Annotated in this window: 18 protein-coding genes and 1 pseudogene; 7 read left to right on the top strand and 12 right to left on the bottom strand. The window is 40.4% G+C overall.

All coding sequences use genetic code 11. The features are described 5' to 3' along the window. Both BWD47_RS04080 and BWD47_RS04075 read right to left on the bottom strand, forming a co-directional pair. Positions 1–317: pseudogene (locus tag BWD47_RS04080) on the bottom strand (hypothetical protein); the annotation flags it as partial. 24 nt (positions 318–341) lie between these two features. Beyond that, on the bottom strand, positions 342–536 hold the full coding sequence (locus BWD47_RS04075; protein ID WP_143104558.1) for a hypothetical protein: 195 nt from the start codon (positions 534–536) through the stop codon (positions 342–344). A 952-nt stretch (positions 537–1,488) separates the two neighbouring features. On the opposite strand from BWD47_RS04075, the gene BWD47_RS04070 reads away from it, so the two are divergent. Next, positions 1,489–1,839: a hypothetical protein gene (locus tag BWD47_RS04070; RefSeq protein ID WP_177222568.1), complete on the top strand. Its 351-nt coding sequence runs from the start codon at positions 1,489–1,491 to the stop codon at positions 1,837–1,839. A 119-nt stretch (positions 1,840–1,958) separates the two neighbouring features. After that, complete coding sequence (locus tag BWD47_RS04065; RefSeq protein WP_036972420.1) at positions 1,959–2,339, top strand: VOC family protein; 381 nt, start codon at positions 1,959–1,961, stop codon at positions 2,337–2,339. Here the strand turns inward: BWD47_RS04065 and BWD47_RS04060 are convergent. After that, positions 2,336–2,761 carry a MarR family winged helix-turn-helix transcriptional regulator gene (locus tag BWD47_RS04060; protein ID WP_036972421.1) on the bottom strand — a complete coding sequence of 142 codons (426 nt, stop codon included), beginning with the start codon at positions 2,759–2,761 and terminating at the stop codon, positions 2,336–2,338. The genes BWD47_RS04065 and BWD47_RS04060 overlap by 4 nt on opposite strands. Before the next feature lie 195 nt (positions 2,762–2,956). Between BWD47_RS04060 and BWD47_RS04055 the strand changes: the two genes are divergently transcribed. Beyond that, on the top strand, positions 2,957–3,955 hold the full coding sequence (locus BWD47_RS04055; RefSeq protein WP_074988520.1) for an NADP-dependent oxidoreductase: 999 nt from the start codon (positions 2,957–2,959) through the stop codon (positions 3,953–3,955). Positions 3,956–4,169: 214 nt separating this feature from the next. Here BWD47_RS04055 and BWD47_RS04045 read toward each other — a convergent pair whose 3' ends face one another. Together BWD47_RS04045 and BWD47_RS04040 are read right to left on the bottom strand one after the other, a co-directional pair. After that, positions 4,170–4,685: a zf-TFIIB domain-containing protein gene (locus tag BWD47_RS04045; RefSeq protein ID WP_074988518.1), complete on the bottom strand. Its 516-nt coding sequence runs from the start codon at positions 4,683–4,685 to the stop codon at positions 4,170–4,172. 21 nt (positions 4,686–4,706) lie between these two features. Continuing rightward, the gene (locus tag BWD47_RS04040) at positions 4,707–5,294 is read right to left on the bottom strand and encodes a DUF4202 domain-containing protein (RefSeq protein ID WP_074988517.1); all 588 of its coding nucleotides are present in this window, start codon (positions 5,292–5,294) and stop codon (positions 4,707–4,709) included. Positions 5,295–5,468: 174 nt separating this feature from the next. On the opposite strand from BWD47_RS04040, the gene BWD47_RS04035 reads away from it, so the two are divergent. Then, positions 5,469–7,979: a bifunctional diguanylate cyclase/phosphodiesterase gene (locus BWD47_RS04035; protein ID WP_177222567.1), complete on the top strand. Its 2,511-nt coding sequence runs from the start codon at positions 5,469–5,471 to the stop codon at positions 7,977–7,979. Here the strand turns inward: BWD47_RS04035 and BWD47_RS04030 are convergent. Beyond that, complete coding sequence (locus BWD47_RS04030) at positions 7,954–8,418, bottom strand: thioredoxin family protein (RefSeq protein WP_036972428.1); 465 nt, start codon at positions 8,416–8,418, stop codon at positions 7,954–7,956. The two genes, BWD47_RS04035 and BWD47_RS04030, sit on opposite strands and share 26 nt — an antisense overlap. A 245-nt stretch (positions 8,419–8,663) precedes the next feature. Here BWD47_RS04030 and BWD47_RS04025 point away from each other — a divergent pair, with 245 nt between their 5' ends. After that, positions 8,664–9,233, top strand: coding sequence for a DUF3365 domain-containing protein (locus BWD47_RS04025; RefSeq protein WP_075593438.1), 570 nt, complete (start codon positions 8,664–8,666; stop codon positions 9,231–9,233). Between the two features lie 99 nt (positions 9,234–9,332). Further along, on the top strand, positions 9,333–9,668 hold the full coding sequence (locus tag BWD47_RS04020) for a zinc ribbon domain-containing protein YjdM (RefSeq protein ID WP_074988514.1): 336 nt from the start codon (positions 9,333–9,335) through the stop codon (positions 9,666–9,668). Here the strand turns inward: BWD47_RS04020 and BWD47_RS04015 are convergent. From BWD47_RS04015 to BWD47_RS03990, 6 genes are all read right to left on the bottom strand, one after another. Next, positions 9,665–10,465 (bottom strand): alpha/beta hydrolase, encoded by an 801-nt coding sequence (locus BWD47_RS04015; protein WP_075593437.1) that lies wholly within the window; start codon positions 10,463–10,465, stop codon positions 9,665–9,667. The two genes, BWD47_RS04020 and BWD47_RS04015, sit on opposite strands and share 4 nt — an antisense overlap. 189 nt (positions 10,466–10,654) lie before the next feature. Next, positions 10,655–11,500 (bottom strand): mechanosensitive ion channel family protein, encoded by an 846-nt coding sequence (locus tag BWD47_RS04010; protein ID WP_075593436.1) that lies wholly within the window; start codon positions 11,498–11,500, stop codon positions 10,655–10,657. 41 nt (positions 11,501–11,541) lie between these two features. Continuing rightward, entirely contained in the window at positions 11,542–12,513 is a 972-nt protein-coding gene (locus tag BWD47_RS04005; protein WP_075593435.1) for a calcium/sodium antiporter, read from the bottom strand. A 343-nt stretch (positions 12,514–12,856) separates the two neighbouring features. Continuing rightward, complete coding sequence (locus tag BWD47_RS04000) at positions 12,857–13,261, bottom strand: hypothetical protein (RefSeq protein ID WP_075593434.1); 405 nt, start codon at positions 13,259–13,261, stop codon at positions 12,857–12,859. Positions 13,262–13,286: 25 nt separating this feature from the next. Beyond that, the gene (locus BWD47_RS03995; RefSeq protein ID WP_075593433.1) at positions 13,287–13,514 is read right to left on the bottom strand and encodes a hypothetical protein; all 228 of its coding nucleotides are present in this window, start codon (positions 13,512–13,514) and stop codon (positions 13,287–13,289) included. Between the two features lie 218 nt (positions 13,515–13,732). Then, positions 13,733–14,542, bottom strand: a complete 810-nt coding sequence (locus BWD47_RS03990; RefSeq protein ID WP_075593432.1) for a sulfite exporter TauE/SafE family protein — start codon at positions 14,540–14,542, stop codon at positions 13,733–13,735. A gap of 389 nt (positions 14,543–14,931) precedes the next feature. Between BWD47_RS03990 and BWD47_RS03985 the strand changes: the two genes are divergently transcribed. Further along, a complete protein-coding gene (locus BWD47_RS03985) occupies positions 14,932–15,906 on the top strand; it encodes a DUF1852 domain-containing protein (RefSeq protein ID WP_074988510.1) in 975 nt (324 codons plus the stop codon). Positions 15,907–15,917 lie beyond the last annotated feature (11 nt).

Here is a 15,917-nt window from a genome sequence, read left to right as displayed (position 1 = left end):
TGGGTAACCGTAAACTCAATCGATGCATAGGCGTTGGGCTGTAATAAATCCAAACGCTCACGAGGGAAGGTAATTGGCTCATTAGCATAGGCAGTTTTAAAATATTTATAACCAAATTCAATACCACAACTACTGTGACCACACGATTCCGAATAGCCCGACTCTATTAAAAAAGGAAATTCTGGCACTGAGCCATCCTCTGTTTCAATCGTCACAACAATGGGCCCACGATAACCATGTGCTTTATCAAATAAAAAATCACAGCCTGATGTCAAAAAACACGCCAGTAGCACACAGTACATTACTAAATTTTTCACACTATTAACCTTCTATTTTAATAATTATTTAGCGCTAATAATGGGGTTGTCGGCACTGCCACTAATTTGGTAGCCATAAATATTTGCAAGTTGCGCCAGCTCAGGCGATAAAACAAGGCCGTTGTCTGTATCAAACAATAGCCCTAACTCTTTTAATAAATCAGCTTTATTGTTTTTTAAAATATAACCAAGCGCTTTATCTCTTTCATAGCGAGTCATGCTTTTATTTGTACCTACCATTAACATTATTAGCTATTGATTAAGAACACCATATAAACAACTCTCATTTACATGCTTTAATAAGGCCAGTTTATTTTTCAAAATAAAATCAAGATAAGAAATTTTTTCATTGTTTAACACACGTTCTTTATTTAGATTAATCTCAACATTATTGAGCTGTATAACTAAATTTTGAATATAACTTAAACCATAACCAGCTTACGTTCTAAGATCTTCTATTTCAGACTCTATTTGATTGACATCATTTAAATTAACAGCGAGTAATTTAAAGCTAAAAAGCAGCAAACCAACCAAAAAAACAAGATACAAAACTACTAGGCCTAATTTCCATAACTATTCCTTATCATTAAAATTCCCCCTTTATTAAAACAAACATTACATCAATTCAATAATGTATCAAACAAAATAAATATTAAAAAACAGAAAGCATAATAAATCACTACATTAAAACAAAAACAAACAAAATATAACTACAAAAAGAAAAAACAACAATTAGCTATTAAACAACTCAAATAACATTGCAAATAAAAAACAGCTTAATTTATTCAACTAACAAGGAAGTTTATTTATCTATGTATATTTTTCTCCTCATGCTTTTTCATAATTTTTAATTTCTGAGCATATAAAAAGAGTCAATTTAAGAGCTCAGGCAACATCATCATCTGAACTTGTTGGCAACATAAATGCAGGTGAGAAATATGCAGTTGTCGGTACAAGAAGCACCGGTAGCGGGTTAAATATTTAGCACAACGATGCATCATACCAGGCTTATGGCAATGGATATTTCGGTCAAACTCAGGGCTCTTATATTGAGTTATCTCAAGATCAAGATGGGAATGATATAGGCTCTGTTCCAAGTAATTCGCGAATAGTGGTCTTACAGGAAGTAGGCGAGAGTATTTTAACCTGGTTTGATGGTAAGCTAAGCCGTTTGAATAAATCAGATGTTGATCTAGACATTCCTGTTAGTGATTATGAGTTTACCTCAACCCCTTCCACCCAAGTTATGATTGAAGAGATATTTTCATATTCCATTACTGTTAATTATGTTGGAAGCGTTGAATATAGCCTTGTTAAAGCACCTAGTGGCATGGTAATTAACCAAAATGAAATAACGTGGATGCCTTCTGATTCAGATATTGGGCAATCCACGGTTATTATTCGTGCAATAATTGATGACCAAGTCATATTGCAATCATTTACTATCGATATTTCAGCACCATTTTCATTGTGTAATAATTTAAGTGATATAAATACCAAATTCATAAGACAGAAGAGCTAGGCAAGAACTCTAACAACTATAAAAACCTTGTACGCATTGCCTACAAGGTTTTTTTATCCCTGCAAAACAGCAAAAACTGTGCTTTATTTATAGGACGAATAAAAACAAGAGCACAATGAATGGAGTTTATAAGTCAGGTTATTTACGTCGATAACGTAGAAGAAGTACTCGACTTTTATTATCAAGCATTTGGTTTTAATACCAATCATATTAGTGACGATGCAGAGTACGGCGAGCTCGTAACGGGCACGGTGAAATTAGCGTTTGCCACTCACCCACACGCGCAATCTTATTTTAAGCAAGGCTACATTCGCGCGCACCCTAAGCAACCCGCATTGGGATTTGAATTAAGATTTAGTTGTGAAAACCTAGCACAAAGCTACGATAAAGCCGTACTTGCAGGTGCTGAACCTTTATGCCCACCGACAAAAAAAGACGCCCAACATTATGCCTATGTAAGGGCCATTGAAGGTACATTGGTGTGCCTCATTGAGATTTAACTTTTTGTCAGCTCGGTATGCAGCTCTAGTGTCAGCACGCGAAGTTCCTCAAGGCGATCTAAGCTCATATTAGAGCGTGCCATTAACTTAGCCGTTAATTCTTCCGCGTCTGTTTTAAGCTGTATGCCTTGCTCTGTTAACGAGATCACTTTTTTGCGTTCATCTTCACTAGAAACTTGGCGAGTTAACAAGCCTTTTGCTTCTAACCGTTTCACAATAGGGGTCAGTGTGCCTGAGTCTAAATGCGTATCAAAAGAAAGCTCTTTTAAGCTTACTTGATTTCTGTACCACAAAGAATGCATCACGATGTATTGCGGATAGGTTAAGTCATACGCTTCGAGTAAAGGGCGAAACGCTCTTATTAGCGCATTAGTCGCACTGTAAAGCGTAAAACACACATTGTCTGATAAGTTTTGAGTCATTGCAGTGCCTTAAAGATAATTACTGCGGCTATTATTACGTTAATTTACTTTGCGCGCAAATTATTTTCGAATAACACTTGCCATTTGCCTAAAAGATCATTAAATTGATCACAAATAGTTTGCGCGCAAATGTTTTGCGTGGATATTAGTTTGTTATTTCACTAGCATTGCTAGATTAAAAAATACGAGGTTTTTATGGCTACAAGTCAACAGATTCATTTAGTATCACGCCCTACAGGCATGCCGACCCACAATAACTTCAAGCAAGTAGAAATAACATTGCCTGAACTACAAGATGGCGAAGTCTTAATTAAAAACACCTGGATGTCAGTCGACCCTTACATGCGCCCACGTATGATAGATCGTGAATCTTACATCGAACCCTTTAAATTAAACGACGTTATGGATGGCGGTGCCATTGGCGAAGTAATTGAATCACGTAACAATCAATTTCCTGTTGGCAGTAAAGTAACTCACCTTAGTGGCTGGCGCACTGCACACATTAGCGATGGCAGCGACTTAACCCTGTTACCTGATGTACCACTGCCTGATCAATTATTTTTAAACACCATGGGTATGACAGGTTTAACTGCATGGGCAGGCCTTACAAAAGTTATCACTCTAAAAGAAACAGACACTGTGTTTGTGTCTGCTGCATCTGGCGCAGTCGGCAGTGTTGTGTGCCAAATTGCTAAGCTAAAAGGCTGTAAAGTTATCGCCTCGGTGGGTTCAGATGAAAAAGCTCGCATGGTAAAAGACTTAGGGGTTGATGCTGTAATCAACTACAAAACCGTTGAAAACCTTACTCAAGCACTTCAGCAAGCCGCTCCACAAGGGATTGATGTTTACTTTGAAAATGTCGGTGGCGACCACCTTGAAGCAGCATTAAATGTGATGAACGATTACGGCCGCATTCCTGTTTGTGGCATGATCTCAGGTTACAACAACGACACGGCGCAACCTGGGCCAAATAACTTATTCTTCATTAACTCTAAAAAGTTAACCGTACAGGGCTTTATTGTTATTGATTATTTTGACCAATTCCCTGAATTTATAGAGCAAATGGGCGCATGGCTCAGTGAAGGTAAAGTTAAGTCTGAAGAAACAGTATACGAAGGCATAGAAAATGCCGTAAATGCTTTTCTTGGTTTATTCGAAGGTAAGAATAAGGGCAAAATGCTGGTTAAGCTATAACACGCTAAACGTGTAATAAAAAGCCTGTGTCTTCGCTGACACAGGCTTTTTAAAAGTGAACAAATTTAAAAAATACCATCGTCGAAACCAGAACTGTTTACGATTTAAACGCCCTAGAAAAGAAAACAGTACGTCACAAATAGCTAAATCTCGAAGTTTCGAGAGGTACATAGCTTTGCGAGTTAGCTCAGCCTCAGGGGCTTTATATAGGTTATCAGCCATTCAAAAGCGATAAGTATGCCAGCTCTGCCAGTTTTTCTAATGATGAGCTTGCCTTAGATTCTGGTTTTTCAGCATCAACAGAATAACGCCTTTTTGGGATCTTAACTTGAATAAAGCCATGGTTGTTTGCCATATCGAGACGTAATAGTTCACGTTCTTTTGGGGTTAGGTGATTTTCATGAATTTTTTCAAGTTCACCATTATCAAGCCAAATCGCGGCACAGTTGGGGCACTCATCTAACTCAACTACTTTAAGCGGGGTAAAAAAACGCCGCATCATCACGATATCAGGGCACTTAGGGCAATTAATCCGCTTGGTAAGATCAATGCATTCTGTCGGTAATGTTTGTAAGTGTGCGACCAACACCTGTGCTGTTTTTAAATTGGGATCGCTGAAGTGAAATATTTGCCGATTATCAAAAAACACGCCACCCGTTGATGAAAAATACACCTTAGTATCGCCAATACTCACCTCATTAAGGGGTGTATTTGTGCGTGGACAATCCATAAAACATCCTTGTTTTTAATATTAGTTAAGCGCTTTTAAAATAAGCGGTTTTAATGGTTCTGGCAATGCGATTTGCCCACCTAAAACAAACTCATGTGCTTCACTCGACATTTTTTGCCATGTTTTACGAATGATCCCCAGCCATTTCGCCTCGTCGTAATCAGGTTTACTCATTGAAAAATCAAGCATGTAATGCTCAATAAATACCAAACTTGCAATATCTTCTATCAGCTGGCTGTCAGGGTTATGTTTAATGTTCTTTTTAGCAACCGCAGCATACACACGCTCACAATCAGCTATTGAATAGCCCGCAGTTTTCATTAGCGCAGTCACTCGCTCAGCATGAAAATCGTATAACGCGCCTCGCCACTGATAATAACCCTGCTTACCTAAAGGGAAATCACTGCGAGGTGAGCGCCAACGTTCAATATGCTGACCTCGTGCAGCAATGTGCATTAACTCATCAGCGTCAGGTTTAAAACGCGTTAGCATGTCTGTCATACGCATCGCATAAAGGAATTCTTTTGCATATGACTGCCCCTCGAACTTCACACTATTTGGATCAGCATTATTTGCATTATCTATTGCTTTTATTACAGCTTGGTACATAGGAGTTCTTTCTTAAGTATTTGCAAGTTATTGTAATCTGGTCTGTTACATTTTGCTATTTTGTTGAAATTGATGAGTAATTATTGAGCTTTGCTAGACAATAAAGCAACCCTAAACTAGTATTTTTCAGTAAGTAATTTCATACTTTAATTGCCTAAGAGTTTAGGGATGCCCTTGCTGAAGAAAAATAAAATCTCTCAATCGTTACTTTCCTTTATCATTAGTTTCGGCTTATTTTCAACGATTGCATTCAAGGTGTATTTTGATAGGCAAGAAATGCATGAGCTGGAACAAAAAACGATTCTGAATAGTTACAGTAGCGATGTTGAAAAGGCCATTCTCAATGCCCTTCAAGGCCCTTATTTAGTGCGCGCAGCAATGCGTGACTATTCATACACACAAGAGCAGTTCGAAACACTCGCCAAACAAATCCTTAATCACAGCGATGGCAGCCAAACGATCCAGTTGGCGCCAAACGGAATTATTGCCTACAGCTATCCATTACTAAGCCATGAAAGTGTCATCAATGCAGACTTATTCAAAAACAAAACCATCCAAGATTCTTTGCAAAAAACGATACAAACCAAACAAATGCAACTTGATGGGCCTAAAGAGCTCTCACAAGGTGGACAAGGGTTAGTCGCACGCTTACCTATTTTTAAACAAGACACCCTTTGGGGGTTTAGTATTGCTGTGCTGCGCTTTCCTGAATTTATAAGCAATATTAAACCTAAACTTGCCTCTGCATCTCATCGTTTTGAAGTCTGGCAAAAACAAGACACCAATTACCGGCCTTTACTCGCTAATCAGACGTTTGATGAAAGTGAATGGCTAACTCAGCCGATCATGATAAAAAATCAGCAATGGGTAGTCGGCATTAAAGACCAATTTATATTGCGTAGTCACACCGAAATTGCTGTTTTACTGCTGTTCTCACTGCTGTTGTCATCTATCAGCTGTTATTTGTTTTTTATCACGGCGCGTCTTCGCGAGCACGAGCATAATTTAGAAGAATTAGTGCAAAAACAAACAGTCGAACTTTCAGAACAAGCGTTAGCACTCAAACAAGCACAATCATTGAGTGGTGTGGGGAGCTGGCACTTATCACCCGATACGGGAACGCGTCATTTATCAGCCCAAGCCAAAGTGCTTTTTAACTCAGATTCGGCAGAACAAACGATCAACGCTATCTGTAACAGCATCGACAGTTTTTATAAAAATGCCTTTTTAAATTTTATCAATTCACGCCCAAATACGCCTATAGAGCTTGAGTACACCATAAAAATTAATGGCGAAAAGCGCTGGTTTCACGAACTTGCAGAGTGGAACTTTAAAACCAACACTTTAGTGGGGACTGTCGAAGACGTCAGTGACGAAAAACACCAGCAACATGAACTCTATCGGCAAGCTAATTTTGATCCAATGACCGGACTGGCTAATCGCCATTACACTGAAAAATACATCACCAGCTTATGTCCTCAAAATCAATATAACTCAGGACTTACCTTGTTATGCGCTGAAATAAAAGGCTTTCGACAACTCGAAGATATCTATGGTCATAATTTCATAAACGAATTACAAATAATCATTGCCAATCGTTTAATAGAGTTTGCAGAGCACTACCACGCATTTTGCGCTCATATTAAACCCGGGTGTTTTCTAATGCTGTTAAAAGAAGCTATTATTGATGAAAAGCTTGCAACCTTTGTTGATAAACTTCAACACCAAGTTGCTGGTTTAATTGAAACCGCAGGCACGGCCCACTTTTATCATTTTTATATTGGTGTGGGTTACCCTCATTTACAAAGTCTCGATGCAAGAGAGCAAATTAATACGGCACTTATTGCAATGAATGAGTGCCATAGCTTAGAAAAAACATTCACTATTTACAGCCAGTCTCTAAAAGATAAGCTGATAGCAAAGAGCGACTTAGAAAGTGATTTGCGTCACGCCCTCTCTACCGGTAAGCAATTGAGTATGGTTTACCAACCCATTCTTAATACCAAAACAGGGGCGTTGGTTGCATGCGAGGCATTAGTTAGGTGGCAGCATCCTGTTAGGGGCTATGTGTCACCAAACGAATTTATCGCCATTGCAGAGCAGTCTGCGTTGATCAACTTATTATCGCGGTGGATCATTGCCAAAGTCGCTGAAGACTGTCACCGATTAGTGGAAAATAACATTCGTATAAGAATGTCGATAAACCTGTCTCGTAAACAGTTTTCAGATGCGCATCTCGTAAAACGTTTAAGCCAAGAAAAAATGACCTTGTTCCCGGCGGATCAAGAAATAAACCTTGAGATCACTGAGTCTGCTCTTTTTCAAAACACACAATATGCCATTAGCTTAATGCACAAACTAAAAACAGCGGGCTTTGATTTATCGCTTGATGACTTTGGAACGGGTTATTCATCGCTTGCGTCCATACAGCAATTCCCCCTTGATAACGTGAAAATAGACCGTGCGTTTATTTGTAATTGCGTCGAAAACCCGCGTGACGGTCTTTTTTTACAAACCATGAGTGACTTGGCGCATCATTTAAACTTAACCATCACTGCCGAGGGGGTCGAAAGCTCAGAACAATGGCAACTGGTCAGTGATAAAGGCATTGATTACATTCAAGGGTATTTAATTTCAATGCCATTACCAATCGAAAAGTTTATTGAATTTGATCCTGCCCCGTAAGATCGCGGGCAATACTTTGCTGAGGCTTTTCAATCATTCGGGTAAGTTCTGTGCCATCATCACTGATAATGATGGTAGGGGTGTAACGTAAGTCATGCTTCTTTGCGAGGCCGTTAGGGTCGAGCTTGTCGTAGCCAACCGCAACTAAACGCAATGAACCAAGTTGCACTTTAGCCATATCAAGCAATTTTAAAAAGCGCGGTACTTCGCGTTTTGAATCATGGCACCACGTGCCTAAAAAAACTAAAGCTTGCTTGCCTTGCAGTGCTTTTATTGTGTTTAGGTCATTTTCGCTTGGCGAATAGTCTTCATATTCTTCGCTAAATTCAGCGTAGTTTTTAAGTAAGTCTGCAACCGTTATATCGCCAGCATAGGGCGCTTCAGCGGCAAACAGCGTCGTTGACAAAAGCACCACAAAGGCACTCAATACATATTTCATAATTATTATTCTCTACGCTATTAAAGTCCCACAATAACTAATTGCGCTTATTTACACCAGTTTTAGGTGCGTTCAAAACAACACTAAACGCTCTAAAATAAACCTCTACGATGAATAAAAACATGTGCATTAATAGGGTTAAATCAACATCCCTGCTTTCAATTCGGCCTATGAACACACGCTATTCGCAAAATCTTAAAATCTACCCTATTATATTAGTTATAACTAATATAATGAGAATCACCATGGTCACAGCAAAAAGAGTCAGCGGTCTTTTAGTACTTTTCAGCTCAATGAGCTATGCACAAACAACACTGCCTAATATCGCGAGTTTGGAGAGCGAAGCCGTTGAGCGCATTGCATTATTTGCAAACACACTCAAATCTGAACTTAGTGAGGCAATACAGCAAGGTGGGCTTGTTGCAGGGATTGATGTGTGCCAAATGAAGGCGCCCGCTATCGCTGAAAGTTTGTCAATCAATGGCTGGAAAGTCGCTCGTAAAAGCAGCAAAAACCGAAACCCGAACAATAAACCTGATGGTTGGGAGGCCGAGAAAATAGCCGAACTTCTGGACATGCTACGAAACAGCGAAAGCATCGAGAATGTCACATTTTCAACCACCCGCGATGGTCAGTTTCGCTTTGCCAAAGCCATAAAAGTTGCCCCGATGTGTTTAGCCTGTCACGGTGAAAAAATATCACCAGAGGTAAAACAAGCGCTCAATAATCATTACCCTAACGACTTAGCAACTGGGTATAAACTAGGCGATTTAAGAGGCATTTTTTCTGTGAGCAAAACACTGGAAACCCCCTAATACAATGCCATGATGGTGTATTTGTAAGTAACTTAGGCTCGCATAGTGCACCATTAGCCATTAATATAAGCGCAAATAAAATTAACCTAGGTGTAGTTTATGTCGACCCCTCCTTGCCCAAAGTGTCAATCGGAATACGTATACCCAGATCAAAATAACCTCATATGCCCTGAATGTGGGCATGAATGGAATCCAACAGCTGTAAATAGCGATGACGTGATCACAGTAAAAGATGCCAACGGCACTTTATTGGTAGATGGCGATAAAGTGACAGTTGCTAAAGATTTAAAAATCAAAGGCAGCTCACAAGTCATTAAAATTGGCACCAAAGCTGTTATTCGCCGAGTGCTCGATAAAAAAGACCACGAGCTCGACTGTAAAGTAGACGGTATCGGCGAAATGATGGTCACCGCAAAATTTGTAAAGAAAGCTTAAGCTTGCGCGTCCTCAGCCAGCCATGACAACATGGCGCTGCGGACAACTTCAACATGCTCGCCGCCCACAGTCCAGTGACAAACACCTTCAAGCTCAATAAACTGAGCCTTATTTCGGGCATATTTTTTTGCCATTGCTCGCTGTGCTTTGATGGGGGTCACCCTGTCTTTATTGCCCGCAATGATAAGTATTGGGCAGCGAATTGATGCACTATTAACGCGTGAATAACCCGTTGGAAAAAAGCCACTTACCCCCATTTGAAATGTAGCCCGCCCCGACTCATAAGTCGCATGCTGATATATTAGCTGCTGAACCGAATCAGGTTGCGTATTCGCAATACCATAACGAATCTGCGCAAGCGTGATGTGTGTTACCCGCCGCCATAGCGGAAATAAAAATAAATTACGTCCAAATATGCGAATAACAGACCAACTCCATGCATTGATCCCCCCCGGTGCCGCTGATGAAAGTAAAATAAGCTTGGCAACATGCGTCCTTGCTGCGACCAATTGAGCCAGTAACCCACCCATCGAATGACCAACTATAATGGCAGGCCTATCAAGCTTGGCTATTTCTGCCATAATAAACGCAACATAATCTTGTAAGCGCAGCTTCGCTAATGTCTGTTTATCTGCCGTTGTATAACTTGATTTGTCAAAATGCATTGGCAACGTTAATGCATGAACTTCAAAGCCCTGTTGCGTAAATACTGCCGCCACGTCTTGCATAGCCACCGCGGTGCTCCACATACCATGAATAAGGACAACGGGTGGTTTATTTTTAAACTGTGTATTCATGCCGTTCATACCATTTATTAACCCATCGAAACGACAGCTTATGTGTGCTGATGTCGATGTTTGTCGTTTTTAAATTGTAAAACATCATTGGCAATTGGGTCCTGAGTGAGCGTTTGTTTATCTTTACCATAATGCATTGTTACCACCCACGGTGGTTAAACAATAAAAGCCACAATTGTGGCTTTTATTTCACACAGGCTCGCTTTTAGTAACAAGCCGTTCGGGTATGTGTAAGGTACGCTGCGGAAATGGAATCGTTAAGCCTGCGTCTTCGATAGACTCTTTAACGCGCTTATTTAAATCCCAATACGTTTGCCAATAATCGTCATTTTTAGCCCACGCTCTAAGCTGTATATTAACTGCACTTTCGGCCATAGCCGATACCATAACGTGAGGTGCAGGTTCTAAAAGTAAGCGAGGTTCGCTGGCAGCAATACGTTTTAAAACATCGAACCCTTCATCAATCGAATCGGCATACGAAATACCCACAACAATATCCATGCGGCGTTTACCATTTCGAGTAAAGTTTTTAATATTGTTGCCCCACACAATCCCGTTCGGTGATGCGATATATAAGCCATCGATGGTTTGAAAAATAGTGGTGAACAAATTAACTTCAGAAACTGTTCCTTGCATTGAACCTATTTCAACAAAGTCACCCACTTTAAACGGCCTTAAAATAAGCAACATCATGCCAGCAGCAATATTACTTAAAGTATCTTTAAGCGCTAAACCAATCGCGAGGCCTGCGGCCCCCACTAACGCAATCAAACTTGCGGTATTTACGCCAAAAATATCTAAAATAAACACACCACCAATCACATATACCGTATAGCCTGTAACCGATGACAAAATAGGCAAGAGTGTGTCGTCTACTTTATTCAGTTTTGAATGAGAGTTTTTAATCGCCTTTTTCACAGACTTGGCGATAAGCGCACTGGCAATCAAAATTACAATCGCCAGCACCAATTTGTAGCCCAGCGCAATAATAGTCTGTGAGTGATTAAGCCAAAAATCGCTAACCGTTTGTTTCATACTATGTCCTGTATAATATATTTATATTTCAATTTGTTAACTTAATTGCTTACTGAAAACAGTAACCACGCATTATAGGCACAGTACACAAGCAGTAGCCCAACCCCTTCAACTCTGTTTATTCTGCCAGTCCTGCGATAGCCATAAGCAAACACTAATAAACATAGCGTTAAAGAGAACATCGCTAACCAATCACGCATTAATAAATCACTTGAAAGATTAACGGCAGGCGCAATAACACCAGCAATGCCTGTCACCGCTAAAATATTAAACATGTTAGAGCCAATCACGTTACCAATGGCAATATCGTGTTCACCTTTTCGCGCTGCGACAACTGAGGCGGCAAGTTCAGGTAACGACGTACCCAGTGCCACAATAGTTAAGCCAATAATTAAATCGCTTATTCCCATAAGTTCAGCAATATTTACCGCCCCCCACACAAGTAAACGAGAGCTGGCAATGAGTACAATAAGCCCGATGACTAACCAAGTAATAGCCGCCTTAAGCGACATAGGTTGGGCACTCAGTTCCTGCTCAACATCGTTTTGTAAGGTATCGTTTTTGCTTTTTAGCGCAGCAAAAATACTCCAGCCAATAAAGGCTAGAAACCCAAGTAATAATACAATGGCATCAAAACGCGTTAGGCTGTTGTCCCATATCAACACAGCAAGCAAAATACTAACAAGCAGTAATAGTGGTAGCTCTTTTTTAACAATCGTTGAATGAACAACTATCGGCGAGATAATAGCTGTAAGGCCCAAGATCAGCCCTATATTTACGATATTTGACCCAACGGCATTCCCTAAAGCAAGCTCAGGGCTGCCGTCTGCCGCCGCCATAGCTGACACCAACATTTCTGGCGCAGACGTGCCAAAGCCAACAACGACCATACCAATTAAAAGAGTTGGCATACCCGCATATTTAGCACTGACAGCGGCACCATCAACAAATCGATCGGCACTCCAAATCAGCAATACAAAACCGCATAAAATAGCGAGGACAAAAGTAATCATATGAACTCCCGGCGCATCAATAGTAACAAAATGACCGACTTGAACATTGCGTAGTCACCCAGACGACACGCTAGAAAAGTAATAAACACGAGCAGGCTCCTTAGGGCGGAATACAATAAGGCATGCACTATGCCCGCCCGGAACACAGTAGATGCCTTAAGTCTTGTCAATCCATACTACGGACATGAACGCCACGAACGAATGTTCGGAGACTGTTGACGTTCATCTTAGTAACTAAGCGACTACTCCCCTAAGGTTAGGCGTAGACTATATAACCAAAAGTCACAAGTACAAAGTAAAATCTACACCTTTTTTACTTGTTTTTTTACCACGATTCGACTTCTTAAACAGAGTAACGTTCGACGACAATACCCGCCACATCACATGCTTTACAGTGCAATTCCCAACCACCAGCCCAAGTTCGAGCATGAAGACTTGCATGGCAAAGTGGACACACTTCATCAGCAAATGTACTTGGAGTTAACGCTTTTGCACGCTTAGAAAAAAACCTTAAAAACCACAAAATGTTATCATCGATGTTTATCGCAAGATCGCGACGTAAGGTATCGCAAAATGCGTTAAAGACTGCCTGCTTGTATTCCCGTTCATGTTCAGGCGATTTTGCAGCATACAGGCCAAGATAGTGATCGATTTCTTTAACACGTTCAGGCCATGCGTGTGCGTCTATATAATGTTGGCAATCAATCAGTTCTGCCAATGTATAATTTGCGTAATCTGGTTTTATCATCGTAAATTTCCTCCTTAAAACTCACTCACTCACTCGGATAAAGAGAGCCATTTTTATTTATCTCTGCTAACCACTGCTCAAACAAGGTATTAGCATCAGCCAGCTCATTCTGTGACAAGCGTGGGGAGTGCTTTTGCTCAAACCAAGCATAGCGATTATATAAATCATTATTTTGCGTCATTTCCATAAGCAAACGATTAATCGCATAGGCTTTAGCCGCACTGTTTACGCCCACTTGCTCATCGACAAACATATACGTGCTTTTTCACTTCCCTGCATCGCTGCGCGCGCTATGAATTCTGCCCTTGCAAGTTTAGTAGGAAATTGCGAACGCACATAAAATTCAGGTGTTAAACGTAAACATAGCATCCCACGATAAAATGCAAATTGCTAGATTACGCTAGCCCAAAAAACTTGAATGCAAGACATAGCTGCCCAACAGGTGCCTTACACTCAAGCATTAAAAATATGCTAGCGAGTCAGCATATTAACGGCCATTATAATAAGCAAAGTGGCAAATATTTTTTTGATCAATGACACCGGCCATGTCTGCGTTGCTAGGGCCCCCCAAGGCGCAGTAAACCAAGACGTACAAACAATACCCAACAGAGCCGGTAAATAAACAAACCCTGCAAAACCGTCTTGCAATGCAAAGTACTGACTACCCGCACTGATGTAACCTACCGAACCAAATAGCGCAATAACAATGCCACAAGCCGATGCGCAACCAATGGCTTTTTTCATATCAACTGAAAAAAACGTTAATAATGGCACAAGCACCGCACCGCCGCCAATACCTATCATGGCCGATAAGCCACCGGTGATTGTGGTTAAAAATGTAAGCAGGCCTTTATTAGGTAATTGGCGCGCAGTGGATGTATCTCCCCTGCCCCCAAAAATCATTTTAAGCGCAATGAGCACAACGCAAATAGCGAATACTAACCTCACCACATTTTCTGGTAATAACGCCGCAATAAAGCCACTGATGAGCGCCCCAAACGCCACACCAACCATCACCCAAGGCGCAATTTCCCATGGCACATTGCCATTTTTATGATGCGCTATTGCTGACGACGTTGAAGTAAAAAGTATGGATGCCAATGAGGTTGCAATAGCCACTACCACGACCTGCTCTGCGGGTAAGACATTAAAGTGCAGTAATATAATGCTGAGTATTGGCACAATCACTAAACCGCCACCAATCCCTAATAAACCGGCTAAAAATCCAACGCCACTGCCAAGTAAAGCGCAGTAAAGCACCAACACGATTAATTCACTCATTCCCTTTATCTCTGTTATTCGTTTAGATTTCGAGTATATCAATTAAAGGAACAATAGTTGCGGCGTTAAGTATTGAATATTACTCACGTTTCACATGAAAAAACCACATCATAGCCTCACTCATTTAGCCATCTAGACTTTCAAAGTATGTTTAAGCACTTTGCACCCATATTAAATACACACCACATGAGTGCGTCCCTTGAATGTATGAATCGCATTCATGTTTTACCTGAAATAAAAACGTTTTTCTTCATGCTCCAGAGCACGTATAAATTTATTAACGCTGCAAAGGTTACGACAGCTAATTGAGTAGCCTGCTATGACTAACACAGCGATTAATGATTAAACAGCAGTTACGTTTTCGGATTAAACATTGGATACCTACAGCCATGAAAAATGATTTTACATTTACTATTAAGCGCATTTGCTTGGATGAAAACTACCATCCATCAAACAGCACGCGTATTACTACCAACTTTGCAAACTTAGCAAGAGGCGAAAGCCGTAAACAGAACCTACGCAATGCTTTAAAAATGATTAATAATCGTTTTAATGCCTTAGCAAATTGGGATAACCCACAAGGCACTCGCTACTCTGTTGAACTGGAAATTATTTCTGTTGATATCGATATTGCGAACAGTGGTGACGTTTTTCCCTCTATTGAAGTGTTAAAAACGAATATTATTGATCACCACACCGATGAACGAATCGAAGGCATTGTGGGTAACAACTTCTCATCTTATGTTCGCGACTATGACTTTAGTGTGTTGCTGCTTGATCATAATAAAAGTAAAAGCCAATTTAGCATCCCCGATAACTTTGGCGACTTGCACGGCAAGCTGTTTCAACACTTTGTAAGCTCTGATACTTATAAAAGCCACTTTAAAAAACCACCGGTGATTTGCTTAAGCGTGTCAGACAACAAAACCTATCACCGCACTGAAAACCAGCATCCAATTTTAGGGGTAGAGTATCAGCCAAATGAAACATCATTAACCGAACAATACTTCAAAAAAATGGGCTTACAAGTGCGTTACTTTATGCCTCCTAACAGTGTGGCTCCTCTGGCATTCTATTTTTTTGGTGATTTGCTTAACGATTACACTAACCTTGAGCTTATCAGCACCATTAGCACCATGGAGACCTTTCAAAAGATCTACAGGCCAGAAATTTATAACGCCAATGCAGTCGCAGGGAGCCGTTATAAACCAAACTTAAAGAACCAAGATCATTCATTAACACAGATTATTTATGACCGTGAAGAGCGCAGTCAGTTAGCTGTTGCACAAGGCAAATTTGCCGAACAATACTTTATAAAGCCCTATAAAACAGTGCTTGAGCAATGGTCTAGCAATCTGGCCTAATAACGAGATAA

The sequence above is a fragment of the Pseudoalteromonas sp. PAB 2.2 genome (assembly GCF_001938575.1).
GTDB lineage: Bacteria > Pseudomonadota > Gammaproteobacteria > Enterobacterales > Alteromonadaceae > Pseudoalteromonas > Pseudoalteromonas lipolytica.
The sequence above is the reverse complement of the archived record's forward strand: the minus strand, read 5'-3'. Positions and strand labels throughout refer to the sequence as shown.